The 23546-nt window shown below is 70.6% G+C and carries 24 protein-coding genes; 14 read left to right on the forward strand and 10 right to left on the reverse strand.

Annotated features, from left to right (window positions below; genetic code table 11):
• Complete coding sequence (locus tag ACFPZ3_RS28050) at positions 1-831, forward strand: carbohydrate ABC transporter permease (RefSeq protein WP_379517232.1); 831 nt, start codon at positions 1-3, stop codon at positions 829-831.
• Here the strand turns inward: ACFPZ3_RS28050 and ACFPZ3_RS28055 are convergent.
• Both ACFPZ3_RS28055 and ACFPZ3_RS28060 read right to left on the reverse strand, forming a co-directional pair.
• Entirely contained in the window at positions 725-1804 is a 1080-nt protein-coding gene (locus ACFPZ3_RS28055; RefSeq protein WP_379517233.1) for a cytochrome P450 family protein, read from the reverse strand. The genes ACFPZ3_RS28050 and ACFPZ3_RS28055 overlap by 107 nt on opposite strands.
• A gap of 161 nt (positions 1805-1965) precedes the next feature.
• On the reverse strand, positions 1966-4149 hold the full coding sequence (locus ACFPZ3_RS28060) for a winged helix-turn-helix domain-containing protein (protein WP_379517234.1): 2184 nt from the start codon (positions 4147-4149) through the stop codon (positions 1966-1968).
• Positions 4150-4237: 88 nt separating this feature from the next.
• Between ACFPZ3_RS28060 and ACFPZ3_RS28065 the strand changes: the two genes are divergently transcribed.
• Genes ACFPZ3_RS28065 through ACFPZ3_RS28075 form a run of 3 tightly spaced genes read left to right on the forward strand, consistent with a single transcriptional unit; the run spans position 4238 to position 6190 of the window.
• Entirely contained in the window at positions 4238-4486 is a 249-nt protein-coding gene (locus ACFPZ3_RS28065) for a hypothetical protein (RefSeq protein WP_379517235.1), read from the forward strand.
• Between the two features lie 29 nt (positions 4487-4515).
• Positions 4516-5547, forward strand: a complete 1032-nt coding sequence (locus tag ACFPZ3_RS28070) for an NAD(P)-dependent alcohol dehydrogenase (RefSeq protein WP_379517236.1) — start codon at positions 4516-4518, stop codon at positions 5545-5547.
• A 34-nt stretch (positions 5548-5581) separates the two neighbouring features.
• Positions 5582-6190, forward strand: coding sequence for a DUF4386 domain-containing protein (locus ACFPZ3_RS28075; RefSeq protein ID WP_379517237.1), 609 nt, complete (start codon positions 5582-5584; stop codon positions 6188-6190).
• A gap of 205 nt (positions 6191-6395) precedes the next feature.
• Here ACFPZ3_RS28075 and ACFPZ3_RS28080 read toward each other — a convergent pair whose 3' ends face one another.
• Both ACFPZ3_RS28080 and speB read right to left on the reverse strand, forming a co-directional pair.
• Positions 6396-8009 carry a thiamine pyrophosphate-binding protein gene (locus ACFPZ3_RS28080; protein ID WP_379517238.1) on the reverse strand — a complete coding sequence of 538 codons (1614 nt, stop codon included), beginning with the start codon at positions 8007-8009 and terminating at the stop codon, positions 6396-6398.
• Positions 8006-8938 (reverse strand): agmatinase, encoded by a 933-nt coding sequence (gene speB, locus ACFPZ3_RS28085; RefSeq protein ID WP_379517239.1) that lies wholly within the window; start codon positions 8936-8938, stop codon positions 8006-8008. The genes ACFPZ3_RS28080 and speB overlap by 4 nt, the downstream gene beginning before the upstream one ends.
• Before the next feature lie 107 nt (positions 8939-9045).
• On the opposite strand from speB, the gene argH reads away from it, so the two are divergent.
• From argH to ACFPZ3_RS28125, 8 genes are read left to right on the forward strand one after another with little or no spacing between them, the layout of a single operon-like run.
• On the forward strand, positions 9046-10464 hold the full coding sequence (gene argH, locus ACFPZ3_RS28090) for an argininosuccinate lyase (RefSeq protein ID WP_379517240.1): 1419 nt from the start codon (positions 9046-9048) through the stop codon (positions 10462-10464).
• The gene (locus ACFPZ3_RS28095) at positions 10461-11027 is read left to right on the forward strand and encodes a helix-turn-helix domain-containing protein (protein WP_379517241.1); all 567 of its coding nucleotides are present in this window, start codon (positions 10461-10463) and stop codon (positions 11025-11027) included. Before argH ends, ACFPZ3_RS28095 begins: the two co-directional genes overlap by 4 nt.
• Positions 11028-11038: 11 nt before the next feature.
• Complete coding sequence (locus tag ACFPZ3_RS28100) at positions 11039-11860, forward strand: amino acid ABC transporter permease (RefSeq protein WP_379517242.1); 822 nt, start codon at positions 11039-11041, stop codon at positions 11858-11860.
• Positions 11857-12609, forward strand: a complete 753-nt coding sequence (locus ACFPZ3_RS28105) for an amino acid ABC transporter ATP-binding protein (protein WP_379517243.1) — start codon at positions 11857-11859, stop codon at positions 12607-12609. The genes ACFPZ3_RS28100 and ACFPZ3_RS28105 overlap by 4 nt, the downstream gene beginning before the upstream one ends.
• A 10-nt stretch (positions 12610-12619) precedes the next feature.
• Positions 12620-13459 (forward strand): ABC transporter substrate-binding protein, encoded by an 840-nt coding sequence (locus tag ACFPZ3_RS28110; RefSeq protein WP_379517244.1) that lies wholly within the window; start codon positions 12620-12622, stop codon positions 13457-13459.
• 13 nt (positions 13460-13472) lie between these two features.
• The gene (locus ACFPZ3_RS28115) at positions 13473-14285 is read left to right on the forward strand and encodes a polysaccharide deacetylase family protein (RefSeq protein WP_379517245.1); all 813 of its coding nucleotides are present in this window, start codon (positions 13473-13475) and stop codon (positions 14283-14285) included.
• Positions 14278-15150, forward strand: coding sequence for a polysaccharide deacetylase family protein (locus tag ACFPZ3_RS28120; protein ID WP_379517246.1), 873 nt, complete (start codon positions 14278-14280; stop codon positions 15148-15150). Before ACFPZ3_RS28115 ends, ACFPZ3_RS28120 begins: the two co-directional genes overlap by 8 nt.
• Positions 15151-15196: 46 nt before the next feature.
• On the forward strand, positions 15197-16486 hold the full coding sequence (locus ACFPZ3_RS28125) for an MmgE/PrpD family protein (RefSeq protein WP_379517247.1): 1290 nt from the start codon (positions 15197-15199) through the stop codon (positions 16484-16486).
• Positions 16487-16576: 90 nt separating this feature from the next.
• Here ACFPZ3_RS28125 and ACFPZ3_RS28130 read toward each other — a convergent pair whose 3' ends face one another.
• Positions 16577-17659: a threonine aldolase family protein gene (locus ACFPZ3_RS28130; protein ID WP_379517248.1), complete on the reverse strand. Its 1083-nt coding sequence runs from the start codon at positions 17657-17659 to the stop codon at positions 16577-16579.
• Positions 17660-17820: 161 nt separating this feature from the next.
• On the opposite strand from ACFPZ3_RS28130, the gene ACFPZ3_RS28135 reads away from it, so the two are divergent.
• Positions 17821-18747, forward strand: a complete 927-nt coding sequence (locus ACFPZ3_RS28135) for a LysR family transcriptional regulator (protein WP_379517249.1) — start codon at positions 17821-17823, stop codon at positions 18745-18747.
• Positions 18748-18841: 94 nt separating this feature from the next.
• The gene (locus tag ACFPZ3_RS28140; RefSeq protein WP_379517250.1) at positions 18842-20005 is read left to right on the forward strand and encodes an NAD-dependent formate dehydrogenase; all 1164 of its coding nucleotides are present in this window, start codon (positions 18842-18844) and stop codon (positions 20003-20005) included.
• A gap of 22 nt (positions 20006-20027) precedes the next feature.
• Here the strand turns inward: ACFPZ3_RS28140 and ACFPZ3_RS28145 are convergent, their stop codons facing one another.
• From ACFPZ3_RS28145 to ACFPZ3_RS28165, 5 genes are all read right to left on the reverse strand, one after another.
• The gene (locus ACFPZ3_RS28145) at positions 20028-20279 is read right to left on the reverse strand and encodes a hypothetical protein (protein WP_379517251.1); all 252 of its coding nucleotides are present in this window, start codon (positions 20277-20279) and stop codon (positions 20028-20030) included.
• Positions 20276-21307: an ABC transporter ATP-binding protein gene (locus ACFPZ3_RS28150; RefSeq protein WP_379517252.1), complete on the reverse strand. Its 1032-nt coding sequence runs from the start codon at positions 21305-21307 to the stop codon at positions 20276-20278. Before ACFPZ3_RS28150 ends, ACFPZ3_RS28145 begins: the two co-directional genes overlap by 4 nt.
• Positions 21304-22065, reverse strand: a complete 762-nt coding sequence (locus tag ACFPZ3_RS28155) for an ABC transporter permease (RefSeq protein ID WP_379517476.1) — start codon at positions 22063-22065, stop codon at positions 21304-21306. Before ACFPZ3_RS28155 ends, ACFPZ3_RS28150 begins: the two co-directional genes overlap by 4 nt.
• Before the next feature lie 95 nt (positions 22066-22160).
• Entirely contained in the window at positions 22161-22964 is an 804-nt protein-coding gene (gene modA, locus ACFPZ3_RS28160) for a molybdate ABC transporter substrate-binding protein (RefSeq protein WP_379517253.1), read from the reverse strand.
• Positions 22965-22975: 11 nt separating this feature from the next.
• A complete protein-coding gene (locus tag ACFPZ3_RS28165; protein WP_379517254.1) occupies positions 22976-23386 on the reverse strand; it encodes a TOBE domain-containing protein in 411 nt (136 codons plus the stop codon).
• Positions 23387-23546 lie beyond the last annotated feature (160 nt).

The raw sequence follows: 23546 nt of genomic DNA on the forward strand, positions 1-23546 counted from the left end.
GTGCGCAAGCTCGCGAGCACCTTCACCGGCTACGCGATCCTGATCTTCTTCGCGCTGGTGTTCGTCTACCCGTTCGTCATCCAGATCGCGAACTCGTTCAAGACCGAGCCGGACGCCGCCGCCTCCCCGCTCTCGCCCATCCCGCATCCGGTGACGCTGGCGGGGTTCGAGCGGGTGTTCAGCGGCACCGATCTGCCGGTGTGGCTGGGCAACTCGCTGCTGGTGACGGTCGTGCTGACGGTCGGGCGGGTGTTCCTGGCCTCGCTGGCCGGGTACGCGCTGTCCAGGTTGCGCTTCCGCGGGCGCTCGGCGCTGTTCGGGGCGGTCATCGCGGTGATGGCAGTCCCCGGCGTCGTACTCTTTATCCCGAAATTTCTGGTCCTCAACCAGTTGGGGATGTATGACAGCTATCTGGCGTTGATCCTCCCGGTGATCGTGGACGCGGCGGGCGTGTTCATCATGAAGCAGTTCTTCGACTCGATCCCGGCGGGGGTGGAGGAGGCGGCGCGGATCGACGGCGCGGGCGCGTTCCGCACGTTCTGGTCGGTGGTGCTGCCGATGGCGCGGCCGGCGCTGATCACGCTGACGATCATCTCCTTCCAGGGGTCATGGAACGAATTCCCGCACACGCTGGTCGCGGTCCAGGATCCGGCGCTGTTCACGCTGCCTCGCGGGCTGGCCGACCTGGTCAGCGGGTCGCTGGGGGGTGGCACGCAGTATCCGCTCAAGCTGGGGGCGGCGCTGCTGGCGACGATCCCGGTCGCGGTGATCTTCGTGATCTTCCAGCGCAGGTTCGTCCGCGGCGCGAACGAGGGCAGCGACAAGGGCTGATCGACACCTGCCCTGGCGGGCGCTCTACTCGATGGCGCGCAGGTGTACGGGAAGTTCCTGGTGACCGTTGCTGATGAGGGTGGCACCGGCCGCAACGCCTCGGCCGGTGCCGCGAGCGACAGGGCGGGGAAACGCTCGAAGAGCTGACGCAGGGCCTCCGCGACCCCGCGGAGATGATCTGCCCGTCGGGCAGCTTGACGTCGGTGACGGCGAAGCGCGGCGGCAGGTACTTGATGGCGGGCTCGTGGCGGAGGGTCTCCTCCACCACGTCCTCCCAGGTGGCCCGGCCGGTCCGGACGAGGTGAAGCTGATCGGGGGAGGTCAGCATCGCGATGAGGAGGGAGGTCATGTCGTCGCCGGGATCGGCGCGCTTGGTGGCGATCAGGTGGTCGGTGCTCTCGAAGAGACGGGCGGCGTTGGCCTGGGCCTCCTCAGGCGTCAGAGTGCTGTCGAAGACGTTGTCGACGAGCTTGCGGAAATGGTCCCGCTGGTCTTCCGGCACGCCCATCAGGTGGCCGATCACGGCGATGGGCAGCGGGTAGGCCAGTCGCTCACGCAGGTCCACCACCTGGCCGGCGGGCACCTCGGCGAGGTCGTCGAGCAGCTCCGTGACCAGGGATCGGATGATCGGCCTCAGCTTGGCGATGCGGCGTGCGCCGAAGGCGGGGGCGACCATCCGCCGTAGCCTGCGGTGGTCGGCGCCGTACGCGGAGAGCATGCTCTGCACCTCGATCCACAGGGCGAGCGGCCACGTGCTGACCGTCTGCTGGAAGGCCGGATAGTGGATGCGGCCGTTCTTGGAGACATCGGGGCTGGTGAGCATGGTCTTGAGAACGGCGGGATCGGTGACCGCCCAGGCGCGCAGGCCGAGGATGTCCACGGGGGTGGCCGGGCCACGAGCCCGCAGGGCCCGGTACTCGGCGTTCCTGTCGGCACCGGTGGGATCGATGACGAACGGGAGAGGCTGGGACATGAGTCTTCTCCTTCAAGCGGAGGGGAAAGGAGCCTCACGGGCACTCGGAATCGCCACGTGTCCTGATACACACGGTTGACCGGGCAGCCTGGGCCAGGTGTGACAGGAATCCGGATGTGACGTGCGTCTCAGCTGGTGTGACACACGACACAGGTGCCGGGCTAGAGGAGATCCGCCTCGCGTGCGGCCTGGACCGCGGCTTTGCGGTCACCGACGCCGAGTTTGCGGTAGATCGCCCGGCAGTGCGTCTTCACGGTGTTGAGCGTCACGAACAGCTCAGACGCGATGTCGCGTTGCGACATCTCCGCCGGCAGATACCGCAGCACGGCCATCTCCCGCTCGGTCAGTTGCTCGACGAGCGCCGCCGCTCGACCGTTTCCCGCCTCGGCGAGACCGTGGCGGGATTCGGTACGGGCCAGGTATCGCCCGGCGACGCCGGGGTCGGGGCATCGGGCGAAGATGGACCGGGCTTCCGCGAGGAGCGGCTCTCCGGCGGCATCGCCCAAGCCGATGAGCGTGTCGCCGCAGGCCGTCAGGACGAAACCGAGAGCCAGGTCGGTGGACGACCGTCTGGCCAGGTTCAGGGCGTGCGTCGCGTCCGCGTGCGCGCGAGCGGGGTCATCACCGGTTCGGGCCCGGATCGCGTACGCGGGCGCGACCCCGTGGTAGGCGGCCAGCCCGAACTCCTGCGCGGTGTCTATCGCCGTGGACGCGGCGGTCTGAGCGCTCGCCGCGGAGTCGAACTCCACGATGGCCTGGTAGACGAGGGCCAGGACGTGTGCCGTCCTGAATCGTTCCGCAGCGGCCTTCTCCGCGGCGAACCGCAGGGCCCGCCTGGCTTCGTCGGCGAGCCCCGCCCAGGCGTAGGCCGCACCGGTGGCGGTCGCGAGATCGCACGAGTACGACATCAGCTGATCGGTCGCGCTCACCTGCCGGGCGGTGGCGAGCGCGGTGGCGACGTCGCCTCGGGCGAGCGAGATGTTCATGCGCAGGGAGATCGCCGGGGTGTGGTCGAAGCCCTCCGGCGCCACGTCGGCCATGGTGTCGAGCCAGCTCTCCGAACGCGAATAACGACCGTCGATGTATTCGCACCAGCCGTAGAACAGAGCGCACCACGTCAGGGTCTTCGCCACGTCGCCGAGTTGTTCGAGGAAACCCCGGAGGGTTTCGGTCTGGCCGCCGGCGAGCAGCCGCTGCCCATGGATGAGCAGGAGGCGCGCCGCTTTGTGGGCGTCACCGGCGGCGAGCCGATGAACGATGGCCTGGCCGTGGTCGCCCTGGGATTCGAACCAGGCCGCGGCGCGGGCGTGCAGGCCGGGTATCCGCTCGGGGAAGGCCTGCTGTGCTTCGAGGCGGAGCAGATCGCGGAAGAGGTGGTGGTAGCGGAACCAGGTGCGGGTGCGGTCGAGCCCGATCAGCAGCTGGTTCACGGCCGCGGTGTCGCTCAGCCATCGCGCACCGCCGGTCGCGCCGGTGACGGCATCGACCAGGGCGCCACTGAGCTGTTCGAGGATCGAGGTCTCCAGGAGGCGCCGGCGATCGTTCGCGTCGACGGTGGCGAGGAACTCGTCGCGGAGATATTCGACGACGAACTGATCGTCACCCCGGAACGCTTCGACGAACTCGCCGGGGTCGGTGACCCGTTCGAGGGAGAGACCCGCGAGCACGAGTCCGGCGGCCCAGCCTTCGGTACGGCCACAGAGCTGATCGAGCAGCGCCCGGTCGAGCGAGCCCAGCAGGCCGGAGGCCTCGTCGGTGTCGAAGCGTAAGTCGGCGCCCCGGATCTCCGCGATCTGGTCGCGTACCCGTAACCGGCCGAGCCGGAAGGGCGGATCGATCCGGGTGGAGAGCACGATGGTGACCTGGTGCGGGCACAGGTCGATGAGGCGTTCCATGCCCCGCTGCACGCTGCCGTTGTCGATCAGGTGGTAGTCGTCGATGACGACGACGAGCGGGCCGGCGACCGCGGCGAGAGCGTTCACGAGAGCGGTCACAACGACGAGGTCGTCACCGTTCGAGCCGGCCACGACCGGCTTGAGGTCGATGGCGGCGGCCGGGTGAGCCTGCCCGACGGCTTCGACCAGGTAGGACCAGAACCGGGCCGGATCGGAGTCGCTCTCCTCCGCCTGCAGCCACGCGACGGCTTCCGGCCGGCCGCTCAACCACGACGCCAGCAGGGTCGACTTGCCCGAGCCGGCCGGAGCGCTCACCAGGACCAGGCGGGCGTGGCCGTCGACGCCGGAGTCGAGGATGTCGTCGAGCCGTGAGCGGCGAACGAACCGGCCTGGCGGAACCGGTGGGCGCAGCTTCGTGGCCGCCAGGCTCGTCCCCTCTACCACGCTCACGTTCCAGACCCTACATCCGGGACCTCACCCGGGTGAGATGGCGAACCGTGTGAGGCCGCGTCATGCCTGCCGCCGTGATGATCGAGCCATGTCCCAGCCAACCACCTACGAGATCGTGATCCGAGGCCGAGTCAGCGATCGGCTCCTGCGGCCACTCCTCGACGACTTCACCATCGACCATGCGCGCGACGGTGTCACCCGTCTCGTCGGCGACATCGGTGACCCCTCCCACCTGCACGGAGTCCTGGCCCATCTGACGTCGGTCAACATCGAAGTGATCTCCATCGCGCCCCTCGGCGGCATCCAGGCAGGACCTGTGGGCGGGGCAGCGACGTGAACACCACCATCGTACGAAGGGAAGCAGTCATGGAATCTCACCAGCGGCACGAGGCGACCGGCGGCGACAGCGGGGCCACGACGGATGGCACGATGCGGGCGATCGTGCAGGACGCCTACGGCTCGGCCGACGTCTTCCGCCTCGCGCGGATCCCCCGGCCGGAGGTCACCGACGACACGGTGCTCCTGCGGGTGCACGCGGCCGGGCTCGACCGGGGCACCTGGCACGTGATGACGGGCCGGCCGTACCTGATCCGTCTCGCCTTCGGGTTCCGCGGGCCGAAGAAACCGGTGCCCGGGATGGATGTCGCCGGCACGGTCGTCGCGGTCGGTTCCGCGGTGACCAGGTTCGCCCCCGGTGACGAGGTGTTCGGGGTCGGCAAGGGCTCGTTCGCCGAGTACACCGTGGCCCGGGAGGACAGACTGGCCCGCAAGCCGGCGAACACCACCTTCGAGCAGGCCGCGGTGGTTCCGGTCTCGGCGATCACCGCCCTGCGGGGTGTGTGCGACGTCGGCCGTGTCCAGCGGGGACAGAAGGTGTTGATCACCGGTGCTTCGGGCGGGGTCGGCAGCTACGCCGTGCAACTGGCCAAGTCCTGCGGGGCGGAGGTCACCGGCGTGTGCGGCACCGCGAAGCTCGACCTGGTGCGCTCCCTCGGCGCCGACCACGTCATCGACTACACCCGTGACGACTTCGCCGACGGTGGCCACCGCTACGACCTGATCGTCGACATCGCGGGGCGCCCCGCCCTGTCACGGCTCCGCCGCGCGCTCAAGCCCACCGGAACGGCCGTCCTCGTCGGCGGTGAGGGCGGGGACTCCCTGACGGGAGGCATGGGCCGGCAGTGGGGCGCCGTGGTGCTGTCGCGGTTCGCGGGCCCGCGGATGGCCGGGTTCATCTCCACGGAGCGCACCGCCGACCTCGAACGGCTCGCCGACCTCATCGAGGCGGGCAAGGTGACGCCGAGCATCGGCAGCACGTACGCGCTGGATCGAGTGCCGGAGGCCATGCGCCACCTCGTCGCGGGAAAGGCACGAGGGAAAGTCGCCATCACCGTCTGAGCGGATCGACAACCCAGGAAAGGACAGTTACGTCATGACAACCAGGAAAATCGCGGTCGTGGTGGGTGCTTTGTTCATCGTGCAGATGATCACGGCCATGATCGGCAATACGCTCACCCAGGCATTCGTCAACGGCAACCCCGACAGAACGGCGCTGACGGTCGGTGTGGCGCTCATGCTGTGCTCGGGCCTGGCCGTGGTGGGAATCGGCTTCCTCATGTATCGGGTCCTCAAGGGCTTCAACCAGAAGCTGGCCCTTTGGTACCCGTTGCTGAGGGTCGCCGAGTTAGCGGTCTCCACCGCGTGCGGCATCTACCTGCTGACTCAGTTGGAGGCCGTGCCCAACTCGATGTTGTGGATATACATTCCCACGTCCATCGGCGGCCTGGTGTTCACCTATCTGCTGTTCGTCTCGAGAATCGTCCCTCAGCCCATCGCGGTCCTCGGGCTCGTCGGCTACGCGCTGCTCCTGCTGGGGGTGCCGCTGGAGTTCCTCGGTCTCCTGGACATGGACACGGCACCGGGCATGATCGTGCTGGCCCCGGGCGGGCTGTTCGAAGTCCTGGTCCTGCCCGTGTGGTTGTTCGTCAAAGGCTTCAACCTGCCTCAGAGGTCCCTGCCTGAGCGGGTTCGCACCGCGTAGGCACGGACCAGCTCGGGCCCCGGCGGATTCACCCCGCCGGGGCCTTCGCCGTTCCGGCCCGTTCCGCTTCGAGACGGCGGTTCGGAACTGGAACGCCGATGGAGCGTCCGGCGTGGGGGTTGCCGTCCGGTTCCGCGGACAGCGCCAGGGCTAGGTCGGGGCGAACATGCGAGGGCGCCGTCCGGTTGCGCGGACAGCGTCAGGGCTAGGTTTGGGCGAACATGCGAGGGCGGGCGTGCAGGACCACGACGTTCGGGCCCGGTTCGGCCAGGGCGGCGGCGAGCTGCCCGGCCAGGGACTCGGGCGTGGCGACGCGCGCGGGGACCCCGAACGAGGCGGCCAGGCCGGCGAAGTCCGGCCTGGCCAGCTCGGTGCCGGTGGGGGTGCCGAACGCGCCGGTCATGTACTCGCGCAGGATGCCGTAGCCCCCGTCGTCGACGATCAGCCAGGTGACGTCCAGGTCGTGCTGGCGCATGGTGGCGAGCTCGGCCAGGCCGTACATCGCGCCGCCGTCGCCCGAGATCGCGAGCGCGCGCTGTCCCGAGGCCGCCGCGCCGACCGCGGCGGGCAGCGCGTACCCGAGGCCGCCCGCTCCCTGCGCCGACCACATGTGGCCGGGGAAGGCCGACCACGCCCAGTAGGTGAGGATGGTCATGTCCCAGAACGACAACACGCCGGACGGGATCGCCTCCAGGAGCGCGAACTCCTGCTCGTGGCCGCTGAGCCGATCGTGTACGCGCCGCAGCACGTCAGCCACGGCCGCTTCCGCGCGACCGTCGCCCTGCCTGGGCCGCACCGCCGCGGCGAGCGCGCCCAGCGTCGCCTTGGCATCGGCGTGCACGGCGAGCGTACCCAGCGTCGCCCTGGCATCGGCGTGCACGGCGAGCGAACCGCTCGTGTTGGCTTCCAGCTTGCCCGCGTCGGCCTCGATGTGGATGACGCGGCCCCGCGGGCGCATCGTGTGGTAGTTGCTGGACAGCTCCCCCAGCCCGGAACCCGCGACCAGCAGCACGTCCGCCTCTTCGAGGAACTCGGTGACGAACCGGTCCTCCAGCCACGAGCGCAGCGACAGCGGGTGCTCGCGGGGGAAGACGCCCTTCGCGGCGAACGTGGTCGCCACCGGCGAGCGCAGCCGCTCGGCCAGGGCGAGCAGCTCTGGCCCCGCCCCGGACAGGGAGACCCCGCCACCGGCCAGGATGACGGGGTTCGACGCGGAGTCGAGCTCCTGTACGGCCTGCCGTACCAGCTCGGCGCGGGGCAGCGGCGTGCGCGGACGCACGCTCAGGTCGGCCACCGGCGGGATGTCCGTGGGCGCGAGCAGGATGTCCTGCGGAATCTCCACCCACGCGGGACCCTGCGGCACGCTGAGCGCCGCCTCCCAGGCCTGGGCCAGGGCGGAGGGAATCTGCGAGGCCGCCCGCACGACCTGGACCGATGTGGCCACGCCGCGGAAGGAGGCCGCCTGGTCGGGCAGCTCGTGGAGGTATCCCTTCCGGCGGCCGCCCAGCCCGTCGGACGGGATCTGGCTGGAGATCCCGACCACGGGCGCGCAGGCCAGGCGCGACTCCATCAGGGCGGGCAGGGTCGCCAGCGCGCCGGGGCCGGTGGAGACCATGAACGGGGTCACCGTCCCGGTGGCCCTGGCATGGCCGTCGGCGGCGAAGGCGACGCCCAGTTCCGTACGGCATCCGACGTATCGCAGCGGCGCGCGGCGCAGCGCGTCGAACAGGGCGAGCGCGTGCTGGCCCGGCTCGCCGAACACGGTCGTGGCCCCGAGCGCGACCAGGCTCTCCGCGACCAGGTCTCCCCCGGTCCTCATGCCCGCTTCCCCAGCGCGAACAGGCTGATCAGGTCGTAGGCGACGTGCGCGGCCGCGATCGAGGTGATCTCGGCGTGGTCGTAGGCGGGGGCCACCTCCACCACGTCGGCGCCGACCAGGTTGCAGCCCGACAGCCCGCGCAGGATCTCCAGCAGTTCGCGGCTGGTCAGACCGCCCGCCTCCGGGGTGCCGGTGCCAGGGGCGTGGGCCGGGTCGAGCGTGTCGATGTCGACGGAGATGTAGAGCGGGCGGTCGCCGATCCGCTGGCGCAGGGCGTCGGCGATCTCGTCGGGGCCGCGCCGCATGACGTCGGCCGAGGTGACGATGCCGAAGCCGAGCCTGCGGTCCTCGGCCAGGTCGGCCTTGCCGTACAGCGGTCCCCTGATGCCGACGTGGCTGAGTGCCTCGGTGTCGAGGATGCCCTCCTCCACCGCGCGGCGGAACGGCGTGCCGTGGGTGTACTCGGCGCCGAAGTAGGTGTCCCAGGTGTCCAGGTGGGCGTCGAAGTGCAGCAGCGCCAGCGGCCCGTGCTTGCGGTGCGCGGCACGCAGGAGCGGCAGCGCGATGGTGTGGTCGCCGCCGATGGTGACGAGTTTGGCGTCGAACTCCCCGGCGGCCTGCTCGATCGTGTCGATGGCCTGGCCGATGTCGAACGGGTTGCAGGCGATGTCCCCGGCATCGGCGACCTGCAGGTCGGCGAACGGTGAGACGTCCAGCGCGGGGTTGTACGGCCTGATCAGCTTGCTGCCCTGACGCACCGCGGCCGGGCCGAAGCGGGCGCCGGGACGGTAGGAGACCCCGCTGTCGAACGGCACGCCCACGATCGCGACATCGGCCCGCTCCACCTGGTCGAGGCGGGGCAACCGGGCATAGGTGTCGGGCCCTGCGAAGCGTGGCACGCGCGAGGCGTCGACGGGTCCCTGAGACATGAAACTCCCCTTGTAAACAGCATATTTCGGCACAAAAGGCGCTATTGACACCCTTGGCAACGCAGACCACTATGTCGGAAAACCTCGTTTACCGGAAGGCAACCGCGTTGTCCGAACAGCTCTGGGGTGGACGCTTCCGCTCGCCTGCCGACCCGTCCCTGCTCGCCCTGTCCCGGGCGCCCGACAGCTACTTCCGCATGTCCCCTTACGACCTGGCGGGCTCGCGCTCCCACGTCCGTGAGCTGCTCAGGGCCGAGATCCTCGACGAGGCCGAGGCGGAGCGGCTGCTGGCCGAGATCGACACGCTGGACGAGGACGTACGCGCCGGTCGCGTCGGCCCGAACGACTCCGACGAGGACGTGCACACCTTCCTGGAACGGGTCCTGGTCGAGCGGCTGGGCGAGGTGGGCGGCAAGGTGCGCGCCGGCCGCTCGCGCAACGACCAGACGGCCAACGACCTGCGGCTCTACCTGCGCGATCACGCCAGGAAGCTGGTGCTGGCGCTGGCCGGACTGCAGGACGCCCTGATGGAGCAGGCCCGCGCGCACGTCCGCACCACGGCGCCCGGCTTCACGCATCTGCAGCCCGCCCAGCCGATCGTGTTCGGGCACCAGTTGCTGGCCCACGCGCAGGCGTTCGCCCGCGACGCCGACCGGCTCCTGGACTGGGACCGGCGCACCGCCTTCTCCCCGCTGGGCTCGGCGGCGCTGGCCGGGTCGGCGATAGCCGTACATCCGGAGTTGTCGGCGGCGGAGCTGAGTTACGACGGGCCGTGCGAGAACTCCATCGACGCCGTCGCCGGCCGCGACCACGTGGCCGAGTTCCTGTTCGCCACCTCGATGCTGGGGGTGAACCTGTCGCGGCTGGCCGAGGAGGTCTGCACCTGGGCCTCGCGCCAGTTCCGCTGGGTGGAGCTGCACGACTCCTTCGCCACCGGCAGCTCGATCATGCCGCAGAAGAAGAACCCCGACATCGCCGAGCTCACCAGGGGCAAGGCGGGCCGCCTGCTCGGCAATCTCAACGGCCTGATGGCGACGCTGAAGGCGATGCCGCTGGCCTACAACAGGGATCTGTCCGAGGACAAGGCGGCCGTCTTCGACACCGTGGACACCCTGGTGATCGTGCTGCCGGCCATGGCCGGGCTGGTGCGCACGCTGTCGGTTAACGTCGACGAGCTGCGCAGGCAGGCGACCGAGGGCTTCACGCTGGCCACCGAGGTGGCCGACTGGCTCTCGCGCCGCGGCGTGCCGTTCAGCCAGGCCCACGAGATCACCGGCGCGCTCGTGCGAACGTGCGAGGACAAGGGTCTGGACCTGCACGAGCTGTCGGAGGCGGACCTGGCCGCGGTGGACGTGCGGCTGACGCCGGAGGTGCGTCCGCACCTCACCGTCGAGGCGGCCCTCGCCGCGCGCACCGGCTACGGCGCCACCTCACCTGAGCGGGTCCTTGAGCAGATCGACCGTCTCACCGGCGTGCTGGCGCGGCAACGCGCCTGGGCACGCGAATACCGGGGACCCGCGACGTGATCTCGATTCCGGACTCGCCCGGTCTCGGCCCGCGGGCCCGCGAGCTACGGCGCCGGCGCAGGCTCAGCCTGACCGAGGTGGCCGAGCGGGCCGGGCTCACCAAGGGTTTCCTGTCCAGGTTCGAGCGCGGCCAGGTGTCCATCTCGGTCGCCTCCCTGCTGCGCCTGTGCAAGGCGCTCGACCTGGACGTGGCCGACCTGTTCGACGGCTCGGGCGGGCGGCTGGTCAGGTCGGAGAGCCGGGCCTGGCTCGAGTTCGGCGGCAACGGCATGACCGAGTACCAGCTGACGCCGAAGGACGAGAGCCGGCTGCTGGTCCTGCTCAGCGAGATCGAGCCGGGCGGCGGGTCGGGCCACGAGCCGTACTCGCTTCCCGTCGACATCGAGTTCGTGCACGTCCTCAACGGGCTGTTCACGATCGAGGCCTCGGGCGAGCGGGTCGAGATGCGCGAGGGCGACTCGTTCCTGTTCCCCGGCGACACCCCCCACACCTTCGTCAACCCCGGCGACGAGGTCACCCGAGTCCTGTGGGTGTTGTCACCCGCGCTGACCTCTCGCTCGTGAGGAGATCCCCCATGTCCACAGATGTCGCCCACCTGCCCCGGGTGGCGCGCAAACACTACGGCCGGTACGTGGCGGCGATCGTCGTGGTGGCCGTCCTCGTGGCGATCGTCGTCTCGTTCGCCGGCGGGCAGATCGAGTGGAGCGTCGTCGGGCAGTACCTGACCGCGAAGGCCATCCTGACCGGCGTGGTCAACACCATCGTCATGGCCGTGCTGGCCATGATCGTCGGGCTGGCCCTGGGCGTGTTGTTCGCGGTGATGCGGATGTCGCAGAACCCGGTCACCCGCGGCGTCTCGTACCTCTACACGTGGATCTTCCGCGGCACGCCGCAGTTGCTGCAGTTGTTCCTCTGGTTCAACCTGGCGCTGGTCTTCCCCTACTTCGTCATCCCCGGCATCGTCGAGGCGCGCACGGTCGACCTGATGACCCCGTTCGTCGCCGCGCTGCTCGGGCTGGGCATCTGCCAGGGCGCCTACACCGCCGAGGTGGTGCGCGGCGGCATCCTCTCGGTCGACCAGGGGCAGACCGAGGCCGCGCAGGCGATCGGGATGACGCGCTTCCAGACGCTGCGCAGGATCGTGCTGCCGCAGGCGATGCGGGTCATCCTGCCGCCGATCGGCAACGAGTTCATCAGCATGGTGAAGCTCACGTCGCTGGCCAGCGCGATCCAGTACCAGGAGGTGCTGCACAGCGCCCAGAACATCTACTACGCCAACAACCGCGTCATGGAGCTGCTGTTCGTGGCGACGTTCTGGTACCTGATCGTGGTCAGCATCCTCAGCCTGGGCCAACTGGTCGTCGAGCGCCGCTTCTCCCGAGGGGTGAAGAAATGATCAAAGCGGTCGACGTGCACAAGCGCTTCGGCGCCAACCACGTGCTCAAGGGCATCTCGCTGGAGGTGGCCACGGGCGAGGTGTTGTGCGTCATCGGGCCGTCCGGATCGGGTAAGAGCACGTTCCTGCGCTGTATCAACCAGCTGGAGACGATCGACGAGGGCGCCGCCTGGGTCGACGGCGAGCTGCTCGGGTACGTGGAGCGCGACGGGAGGCTGCACCAGCTCAGCGACGCCCAGATCGCCCGGCAACGGCGGCCGATCGGGATGGTGTTCCAGCGCTTCAACCTGTTCCCGCACATGACCGCGCTGGAGAACGTGGTCGAGGGCCCGATCAGGGTGCTGCGCGAATCGCGCGACACCGCCCAGACCCGCGCGCTGGAGCTGCTGGAGCGGGTGGGGTTGAAGGACAAGGCCGGCGCCTACCCCTCGACCCTGTCGGGCGGGCAGCAGCAGCGGGTCGCGATCGCCCGCGCGCTGGCGATGCGGCCGCGGCTGATGTTGTTCGACGAGCCCACCTCGGCGCTCGACCCCGAGCTGGTCGGCGAGGTGCTGGCGGTCATGCGCGACCTGGCCGGCTCCGGCATGACCATGGTCGTCGTCACCCACGAGCTGGGGTTTGCCAAAGAGGTCGCGAACCAGGTCGTGTTCATGGACGACGGCCGCGTCATCGAGACGGGAACCCCCGACCAGGTCCTGGTCAACCCCACCCATGAGCGTACGAAGACCTTCCTCTCAGCAGTTCTCTAGGAGTTCCGTTTTGTCTCGTCCCATCGCCCTCCTCGCCTGCCTCGCCGTGGCCGTGACCGCCTGCACCGCGCAGGCGCCGAAGGACCTCAAGCCCGCCTCGGACGGCGGGCTCCCCCCGAAGATCGCCGAGTCCAAGACCGTGGTGGTCGGCAACGTCCCCAACTACCCGCCGCTGGAGTTCAAGGACCCCTCGACCAACCAGCTCACCGGCTTCGACATCGATCTCGGCAACGCCATCGGCAAACAGCTCGGCGTCACGATCCAGTGGCAGGAGACCTCCTTCGAGCAGTTGCAGAGCGCGGTCACCACCGGGCGGATCGACATGATCCTCTCGGGGATGAGCGATCTGCCCGAACGCCGCAAGACGCTCGACCTCGTCGGCTACATGAGCTCGGGCGCGCAGTTCTTCTCCACCTCCAAGGTCGCCGATCCGAAGGACCTGTGCGGCAAGACCGTGGGCGCCAGCCGCCGCACCTCCTTCCCCGGCGAGATCAAGAAGTGGAGCGAGCAGAACTGCTCAGGCAAGCCGGTCAAGGTGGTCGGCACGGAGGGCTCCGCGGACGCGCGTACCCAGCTCACCCAGGGCAGGCTCGACGCCGCGGTCCAGGGCAGCGAGACCCTCCCCTACATCGCCAAGCAGGATCCCGGCAAGTTCAACGTCATCGGCGACCCCTTCACCGAGGTCAACCAGGCCATGGGATTCGGCAAGCAGGACCCGCGCCTGCGCGACGCGGTGGTCAAGGCACTCGGCGCCCTCATGACGGACGGCACCTACGGTCGCCTGCTCGACAAGTGGGGCCTCAAGGACAACGCCATCAAGCAGGTCACCCTCAACGGAACCGCCAAATGAGGTCGTGCCGCCCGTGAGCCGCTGGCCGCACCAGAAGAAGTCCTGCGTGTCGCTGGCCTTCGACCTCGACGGGCCGACGGGCGGCGCGATGCTGGACGGCAGCATCTGGGACAAGCCCGAATATTTCACGCTCGGTTCTTACGGGCCGTGGCGGGCGCTGCCCAGGATCCTCGACCTGCTGGACGCCTTCGAGCTGCCCGCCACCTTCTACACGCCCGCCTGGGTAGTGGAGACCTGGCCGGAGCGATGCCGCACGATCGTGGAACGCGGGCACGAGATGGCGCACCACGGCTACCGGCACGAGCCGTACTACGGCAGGACCGAGGCCGAGCAGCGCGAGATCCTCACGCGCAGCCAGGCGATCTTCATGGACGTGCTCGGCGTCGAGGCGGTCGGCTTCCGCACACCGTCGGGCGACTGGTCGCCGGTGACCGCGCGGATCCTGGCCGAGGAGGGGTTCCTCTACTCCAGCTCGATGCGCGGCGACGACCGCCCCTACCTGCACCCCGGCGGGCTGGTGGAGATCCCGGTCCGCTGGGACATGGACGACTACGCCTACCTCGCCTACACCCGCCGCCCCGACTACCCGGCCGGGCTGGACCGCATCGCGGGCTACGGCTCGACGCTCGACAACTACAAGCGGGAGTTCGACGGCTACCACGCGGAGGGGCTGTGCCTGAGCACGCTGTGGCATCCCAAGGTGTCCGGCAAGCCGGGCCGGATCCTGCTGCTGGAGCGGCTGTTCGAGCACATGCGCGGGCACGACGACGTCTGGTTCGCCACCGGCAGGGACGTGGCCACCTGGTGGAAGGAGCGACATGACTGAGCCTGCCGAGGTCATCAGTGAGCACATGACCTGGCCGGATGAGGCGCGCTGCGCCGTGCTGATCACCGTTGACCTCGACGCCGAGCTGGCGATCCTGGCCGCCGACCCGAGCACTCACGACCGCGTCAAAACCCTGTCCGTCGGCAGGTACGGCGCGACCCGCGGCGTCGAACGGCTGCTCGGGGCGCTGGACGGGGTGCCGTCGACGTGGTTCGTGCCCGGCCTGCACGCGGGGCTGATCCGCGAGGTCCTTCAGGCCGGCCACGAGATCGCCAACCACGGCCACGCGCACGAGGACTTCGACCCGCTCGACCTCGCCGGGCAGCTCGACGCGATCAGGCGCGGCCAGGACGCGCTGGCCGAGGTGACCGGCTCGCTCCCGCGCGGCTTCCGCACCCCGATCGGCGAATGGAAGCCGGGGCTCGCGGCCGGGCTGCCCGCGCTGGGCATCGACTGGTCCTCCTCGTGGCGGGGCGACGACCTGCCGTACTTCCACCCCTCCGGCCTGGTGGAGATCCCGCTCCAGCACGAACTGGAGGACCACCCCTACTTCATGTTCAACCTCGACCCGCCCTTCCCCACCGGGCAGTCGCGCATCGCCCCCTACGCCGCCGTGCTGGAGAACTGGACCCAGGAGTTCGACGCCTACCACCGCTTCGGCCTCTGCTACGTGCTGCGCCTGCAGCCCGAGGTGATCGGCACGCCCGGCCGCATCGCCCTCCTGCGCTCGCTGCTGTCGGTCATGCGCGAGCGGCCCGGCGTGTGGTTCGCGACCGGCAGTCAGGTGGCCGACCACTGGCGCGCCACCCGCACGGGCAACGAACCCGGCCATCCCGCCGACGTCTTCGCGGAGCTGACCTCATGACACCACTCCTCCTCCCGCTCGCCGACCTCTTCGCGGAGCTGACCTCATGACGCCGCTCCTCCCGCTCGCCGACCTCGTCGCCAAGCCCCCGCCGTTGCCGCCCGACGTGGTCGAGCGGGCCAAGCGGCACCTCCTCGACACGCTGGGTGCCGCTCTGGCCGGGGTCTCCACCCCCGCCCCCGGCCTGGCCGGTCCCGGGAACGCACCCGTCTGGGGGACCGGGCTGAGCGTGGCGCCACGCGACGCGGCACTGCTCAACGGCGTCGCGGCGCACGCGCTCGAACTCGACGACACCGGCGGCTGCGATCATTCGGGGGCCGTGGTGGTGCCCGCCGCGCTGGCCTGCCTCAGCCTCGCCGACCGCCCGGTCAGCGGCTCCGAGCTGCTGGAGGCGGTCGTCCTGGGGTACGACGTGGCCCGCCGTACGCTGGAGGCGTGTGGCGGTTACGCCGCGCACAACGAGGCCGGCTGGCACTCGACGGGCACCTGCGGCACCTTCGGCGCGGCGGCGGCAAGCACGCGGCTGCTGGGGCTGGACAGCGCGCGAGCCGCCCACGCGCTGGGGCTGGCGGCCGGCTTCTCCGGCGGCCTGTGGGCCTTCGTGCACGACGGCGCGGCGAGCAAGCGGCTGCACGCGGGCCGCGCCGCCGAGGGCGGCCTGACCGCCGCGCTGCTGGCCGCGTCCGGCACGAACGGCCCCGGCCGGATCTTCGACGACGTGTGGGGCGGCTTCCTGCGGACGTACGCGGGCCCCGGGGCCGACCCCGGCGCACTGACGCGCGACCTCGGCACGGCGTGGCGGATCTCGCGCTGCTCCATCAAGCCGTACGCGTCCTGCCGCAGCACCCACTCCTCCATCGACGCGATCGGCGGCCTGGACCTGCACGCCGGCGAGATCGCCCGCATCCACGTGCGCCTGAGCCCGCTCGTGGCCGGCATGTGCGGCGGTCGCGACGTCGCCACCCTCCCCCGCGCGCAGCTGAGCCTGCCGTACGGCATCGCCGCCAGAATCCTGTACGGCGACGCCGACCTGGCCGCCTACGCCCCCGAACGGCGCGCCGACCCCCGGGCCGCCGAGCTCATGAACCTCATCGACCTGGAGGTGGACCCGGAGATGGGCGGCATCGACGAGCCGACGCTGACCGTCACCACGACCTCGGGCGCCGTCCGGCGGGCCAGGGTGAGCGCCCCGCTCGGCTCCCCCGCCAACCCGCTCTCCGACGAGCGGTTGCTCGCCAAGTTCCACGGCCTCGCGCCTGGCAGGGAACGCCTGGTGGACCAGGTCATGACCCTCGACACCCACCCGGACGCGCGGGACCTGCTCCCGCTCCTGTGACGTCCGCCGGCGGTGGTCCTGGTCGTGAATCTCCCCAGAGCGGGTGAGCGCTCATCCGGCACGACCACCGCGATGATCACCTCTTGTCGTTCACGCGTAGATCCGCGCCCGGGCCAGGACGTCGCGGATGAAGGCCGCCACCTCCTCCGGCGTGAACTCCATCGCGTTCTCACCGACCGTGACCTCGAAGCTGGAGCGGGACGGATCGGGGGCGGAGCGCACCCGTCCCCAGAGCTGGACGCCCTGCTCGGCGAGCAGGGCCGACCCGGCCCGCTCGACCGCGCGTCTGGGAGCCGGCAGGTGGATGTGGAAGAGCGGCGTCTGGGGCGGATCGGGGTGGGCGCGGGCGGCGCCGTCGGCGTTGATCGCCGCGGCGACGGCGATCGCGTGCTCGCGGTAGGCGGGCATACGCGCGGCCACGGTGTCGAGGCCGACCATGGCGGCCAGGGCGAGCGGCCAGGCGTCGGCGATCCCGCCGCCGAGTCGCTGCCGCCACACCTCAGCGGCGCGCACCGTGTCCGCGTCCGTGGCGAGCACGGCGCCCCGGACGCCCTGCAGGCTCTTGTAGAGGGAGACGTACACCGAGTCGAACAGGCCCGCGATCTGGTCGAAGGGCCGCCGATAATACGTCTGGGCCTCCCAGAGCCGTGCGCCGTCCAGGTGCGTGGCCGCGCCGGAGGCCCGCACCAGCGCGACCTGCCCGCACAGGTCATCCCATTCGGGCAGCACACCGCCCAGGTCGCGCTGCGGCAGCTCCCACACCACGGCGGCCACCGGCTCGCCGACCGCCGCCAGGTCCTGTGCCGTCATCAGCTCGAAGGGGTCACCGGTGCGGTGGAACCGCAGGCCGTGGACGGCGTTGTAGCCCTGCTGCTCCCACACGTCCAGATGCGACTGCGGGTGAGCGGCGAAGGTACGGCGTCCGCTCCTTTCGGCGTGAATCCGCAGCGCGACCTGCTGCGCCATCGTTCCGCTGGGAAAGAACAGCGCGGCTTCCTTGCCGAGCAGGTCGGCCAGACGGCGTTCCAGCACGGCCACCGGCCCCTCGGGCCCGTCCGGCGGTGTGCCCTCGTCGACCAGTTGCGACATCTGCTCCAGCATCTGCCGTGGCCTGCGCCGGATCGGTGCGTGCAAGAACAGTGACCGCCGTACGACCGGACTCTCATCAACCACGGAAAGCTCCACAACACGCGCGAATGACCCGCCAGACGCTATCACCCGCACCGGATGCGGACATGCCCGTCACCGGACACCCCAGCGGCTGGGGCTGCTGAAGGCGGCCCAGCGCACCGCGGGGGATGGACGCGGAAGGTACGAACGCGACATCCTGTGACGTGCTGTTGCGCCAGTTGGAGTATCTGGTGGCCCTGGCCAGGGAGCGGCATTTCGCCCGCGCCGCCGCGGCCTGTCACGTGTCGCAACCGTCGTTGTCGGCGGCCATCCGCAAGCTGGAACGCGAGCTGGACGTGCCGCTCGTCCTGCGCGGGCAACGCTTCGCCGGGCTGACGCCGGAGGGCGAGCGGGTGGTGTTGTGGGCGCACCGCATCCTGGCCGACGCCGAGGCGCTGCGCCAGGACCTGTCCCGGATGCGCGAGGGGTTGTCGGGAACGTTGCGGATGGGGGCGATCCCGACCGCGCTGACCGCCGCCTCGTTGCTGACCACGCCGTTCTGCGAGCGATATCCGCATGTACGGGTGCTGCTGACGTCATTGTCGTCCCGGGAGATCGCGCGGCGGCTGGCCGACTTCGAGATCGACATGGCGATGACGTACCTCGACGACGAGGAGGATCTGGGCGACGTGCGCTCCAGCCCGCTGTACGAGGAGCGCTACCTGCTGCTCACCCCGTCCGACGGCGAGCTGGCCGACCGGCGGGTGGCGCGCTGGGCGGAGGTCGCCGCGCTGCCGCTGTGCCTGCTCGCCCCCGAGATGCGCAACCGCCGCATCCTGGACGCCAACTTCCGCCAGGCCGGAGCGGTGGCCGTGCCCGCGATCGAGACCGACACCGTCTCCGCCCTGTTCGCGCACGTGGCGACGCACCGCTGGTCCAGCGTCATCGCGCACGCCTGGCTGCACATGTTCGGTGTCCCCGAGGGCATGCGGGTGGTCCGGCTGGAGCGGGCGGCCCGGGAGCCGCGGGTGGGGCTCGTCGTGGCCGGGACGGGCCCGGAGTCGGCGATGGCCAGGGCCGTGCTGGACCTCGCCCGCGACCTCGATCTGCGTGAGGTGTTCGACCGGCTCGCCCGTGACCACCTGGCATAGACGGCGCCTATCACCCGATAGACACAAACGCTTTGACCTGCGAAGACCCATCGGCGGACAGTGAGGTGACCCCGACCGACGAGGAGCAGGAATCATGGCCAAGGTGTTGTGCGTGCTCTACGACGACCCGATCGACGGCAACCCGACCACTTACGCGCGCGACGGTCTGCCCGCGCTCACCGGCTATCCGGGCGGGCAGACGCTGCCCAGCCCCAAGGGCATCGACTTCACCCCCGGGCACCTGCTCGGTAGCGTGTCCGGGGAGCTGGGGCTGCGCCGCTTCCTGGAGGAGCGCGGCCACACCCTGGTGGTCACCTCCGACAAGGACGGCGACGACTCGGAGTTCGACCGCGAGCTGGCCGACGCCGACGTGGTCATCTCCCAGCCGTTCTGGCCCGCGTACCTGACGGCCGAGCGCATCGCCCGCGCCCCCAAGCTGAAGCTGGCCGTCACCGCCGGCATCGGCTCCGACCACGTCGACCTCGACGCCGCCATCACCCGCGGCATCACCGTCGCGGAGGTCACGTACTGCAACAGCATCAGCGTGGCCGAGCATGTGGTGATGATGATCCTCTCTTTGGTACGGAACTACCTGCCCTCCCACCAGACCGTGCTGGACGGCGACTGGAAGATCGCCGACTGTGTCAGCCGCTCCTACGACCTGGAGGGCATGCACGTCGGCACCGTCGCCGCCGGCCGCATCGGGACCGCGGTCCTGCGCCGGCTCAAGCCGTTCGACGTGCACCTGCACTACACCGACCGGCACCGACTGCCGCGCGAGGTCGAGGAGGAGCTCGGGCTCACCTTCCACCCCGACGCCGCCGCCATGGTGCCCCACTGCGACGTGGTGACCGTCAACGCGCCGCTGCACCCGGAGACCGAGGGGTTGTTCGGTGACGAGCTGATCGCGTCCATGAAGCGCGGCGCGTACCTGATCAACACCGCCCGCGCCAAGATCGCCGACCGCGACGCGATCGTCCGCGCCCTGGAGAGCGGGCAACTCGCCGGGTACGCCGGCGACGTCTGGTACCCCCAGCCCGCCCCCGCCGACCACCCCTGGCGGACGATGCCGCACCACGGCATGACCCCGCACATCTCCGGCTCGTCCCTGTCGGCCCAGGCCCGCTACGCCGCCGGCACCCGCGAGATCCTCGAATCGTGGCTGGAGGGCACCCCGATCCGTGAGGAGTACCTCATCGTCGAGGGCGGCGGCCTGGCCGGGGCCGGCGCCCACTCCTACAGCACCCGGGCGCGTTAGAAACCGGCCGCCCGCGCGCCGATCATGGGTCCAGGCCGCAGGAACACGGCGGGTCGGCCCAGTGCAGGGCGATGTACGGCTCGTCCTGCCCGCAGTAGCGCACCCGCTCCCGGGTGATGCGGTAGCGGGCGCGAGCCTCGGGCTGGTCGGGCGAGCGGCGCGGCACGGGTATGGCCAGGATGCCGATGTCCTGATCGATGTGGGTGAGCAGGCCGTGGCAGGGGCCGCCCAGGCAGATGGCGTTGCGCTCATGGACGCTGTCCGTGGTGCTCATGCCGGATACGCGTGGGTCTCGGTGGCCTTGACCGATGCCCACACCTGCTGACCGGGGGTCAGGTCGAGGTCGGCGACGGCGGCCGGGGTGATGTCGGCGAAGGCGGTGATGGGGCCGTCGAGGTGGACGCGGACATTGTCGCCGTGCCGTTCGATGCCCTCGATGCGCGCCTGCCAGACGTTGCGCGGGCTGCCGTCCGGCCGGGTCCTGTACAGCGCCACGGCGGCCGGCGGGAAGGCCACGAACGCGGCCCCCTCCAGCCGTTCCGACGTGCTGAACAGCAGCTGGCCGACCTCGACCCGCGCCCCGTCGGCCAGGCCGCGGTACAGGTTGAGCCCGACGAGGCGGGCGACGTAGTCGGTGCGCGGCCGGCGGGCCACCTCGGCGGGCGCGCCCTGCTGCACGATGGAGCCGTTCTCGATGACGATCAGCCGGTCGGCCAGCACCATCGCGTCGAGGGGGTCATGGGTGACCAGCAGGGTTGCGCCGTCGAAATCGCTCAGGTGACGGCGCAGGTGCGAACGGATCTCCAGCCGGGTGTGGGCGTCGAGCGCGGCCAGCGGCTCGTCCAGCAGGAGCAGCCGTGGCCGTACGGCCAGCGCCCTGGCCAGCGCGACCCGCTGCGCCTGCCCCCCTGACAACTGCCGGGGTTTGGCCGAGGCATGCTCCGCCAGGCCGACGCGATCGAGGAGGACGGCGGCGGCGCGGCGGGCCTCCGCCTTCTGCACGCCCTGGCACCGCGCGCCGAAGGCGACGTTGTCCAGCGCGGACAGATGCGGGAAGAGCAGGTAGTCCTGGAAGACCACGCCGATCGGCCGCTGCTCGGTGGGCAGCGTGTGCAGAGGGTTCCCGTCGAGGACGATCTCGCCCCGCGACAGCGGCGTGAGCCCGGCCAGGGTACGCAGGGCGGTGGTCTTGCCCGCGCCGTTCGGGCCGAGCAGCGCGACGACCTCACCGGCGGCGACCTTGAGCGCGAGGTCGAGGGTGAAGGCGGGCCGGTTGACGATGAGCCGGGCGTCGAGGGTCATGGCGCGCTCACCCACCGGTCGCGCAGGCTGGCCAGAATGATCACCGAGACGGCCAGCAGGACGAGGCTGAGCACGATGGCGGCCTCCGGCTCGGTCTCCAGCGCCAGGTAGACCGCCAGCGGCATGGTCCGCGTGGTGCCGGGGAAGTTGCCCGCGAAGGTGATGGTGGCGCCGAACTCGCCCAGCGCCCGCGCCCAGCACAACACCGCCCCCGCCACCACGCCGGGCATGATGAGCGGCAGCGTGACGCGGCGGAACACCGTCCAGCGCGAGGCGCCCAGCGTGGCGGCGGCCTCCTCGAAGCGCCGGTCGGCGGCGCGCAGCGCGCCCTCGACGCTGATGACCAGGAACGGCATCGCCACGAACGCCTCGGCGACGATCACGCCGATCGTGGTGAACGGCAGTGTGATCCCGAAGGACGCCTCCAGCCACTGCCCGACCAGGCCGCGCCGCCCGAGCACCAGCAGCAGCGCGACGCCGCCGACCACGGGCGGCAGCACCAGCGGCACGGTCACCAGGGCCCGGACCAGGCGCCGGCCGGGGAAGTCGACCCGGGCCAGCAGCCAGGCCAGCGGCACGCCCAGCAGCAGGCAGAGCACGGTGGCGACGGTGGCGCACATCAGCGACAGCCGCAGCGCCTCCAGCACCTGGGGCTCGGCCAGCCGCTCCAGCAGGGTGGACCACGGTGCCCGGATCAGCAGCCCGGCCAGCGGCAGCACCAGGAACGCCAGCCCGAGCAGCGCGGGCAGCAGCAACATCCAGGGCGGACGGCCCCGATCGGACGACGCCGGGTGACCGGTGGACACCTCGCGAGGGTCCACCGGTTCTGCGCGTTTGAAGGTGACCATGCGGGTCAGGGCGCCTCGAAGCCGGCCTTGGTCAGCACGTCCTTGCCCGGCTGCGACAACACCAGATCGACGAACTGCTTGGCCGCGTCACCGGCCGGAGCCTTGGCCACGGTCGCGATCGGGTAGTCGTTGATCGCCTGGTCCGCCTCGGGGAACTCGATCCCCTGCACCTTCCCGCCAGAGGCGATCACGTCGGTCTTGTAGACCAGCGCCGCGTCCACCTCACCCAGCTCCACCTTCGTCAGGGTGGCCTTGACGTCCTGCTCCAAGGTGACCGGGGTGACCTTCAGCCCGGCCGCGTCCAGCGCCTTGACGGCCGCCGCCCCGCACGGCACCTGCTCGGCGCAGAGCGCCACCTTCACCTTGGCGTCGGTCAGGTCCTTCAGCTCATCCACCTTGGCCGGGTTGTCCTTCGGCACGGCGATCTGCAGCTTGTTGCGCACGAACGTGGTCGGCGAACTCGCCAGGGAGGCATCGGTCACGGTCTTCATGGTGGCCGGGCTCGCGGCGGCGAACACGTCGGCCGGTGCCCCCTGGACGATCTGCTGCGCCAGCGTCGCGCTGGAGCCGAAGTTGAACTTCACCGTGGTGCCCGGATGCGCGGCCTCGAAGGTCTTGCCGAGCTCGGTGAACGTCCCGGTCAGCGACGCCGCCGCGAACACCGTCACCTCTTTGGCGGCGGCGGAGGCCGGCGAGGAGGCTGACGTCGTGGAGGCGGCGGGTTCGCCGGAGCCGCAACCGGACAGGCCCGCGAGCGCCAGCGCGACGGGAAGGGCCACGGCCCACCGGGAAAAACGACTGAACACCAAAGGAGGGCTCCTCACAGGCTACTGGCCACGCGTTCGTGGCCGGGGATCTCCACGACGACGTTGGTGGACTTGATCACGGCGACCGCCACCACCCCCACCTCCAGGCCCAGCTCATCGGCTGCCTGGCGGCTCATCAGCGACACCACCCGGAACGGCCCCGCGGCGATCTCCACCTGCGCCATCACCGCGTCCCGGATCACCTCGGTGACGATCCCGCGAAAGCGATTACGCGCCGAGGAACGGGCGCCGTCCACGGCCTCGACCTGGCCGCGGGCGAACATGGCCAGGTCGGCCCCGTTCACCTGCCGGTGGCCGTGCTCGTCACGCTCGGCCCGCAGCCGGCCCGCGTCCACCCAGCGGCGGACGGTGTCGGAGCTGACCCCGAGCAACGCGGCGGCCTCGCTGATCCGAAACGTCGTCACAAGCCCTCACCCTACCTTTCGCACATTCCAGCCTGAATACCTAAGTTCCGCGGCATCAGCGGCTTGATCCACGGGTCTGCCATAGCATCCACGAAAGCCTGGAGCGCCGCCCCCCGCCTGCGCTCCCCCAGCCGCCTGGCCATCGCACTCGCGACAGCCT

This window comes from Nonomuraea insulae (assembly GCF_042656245.1).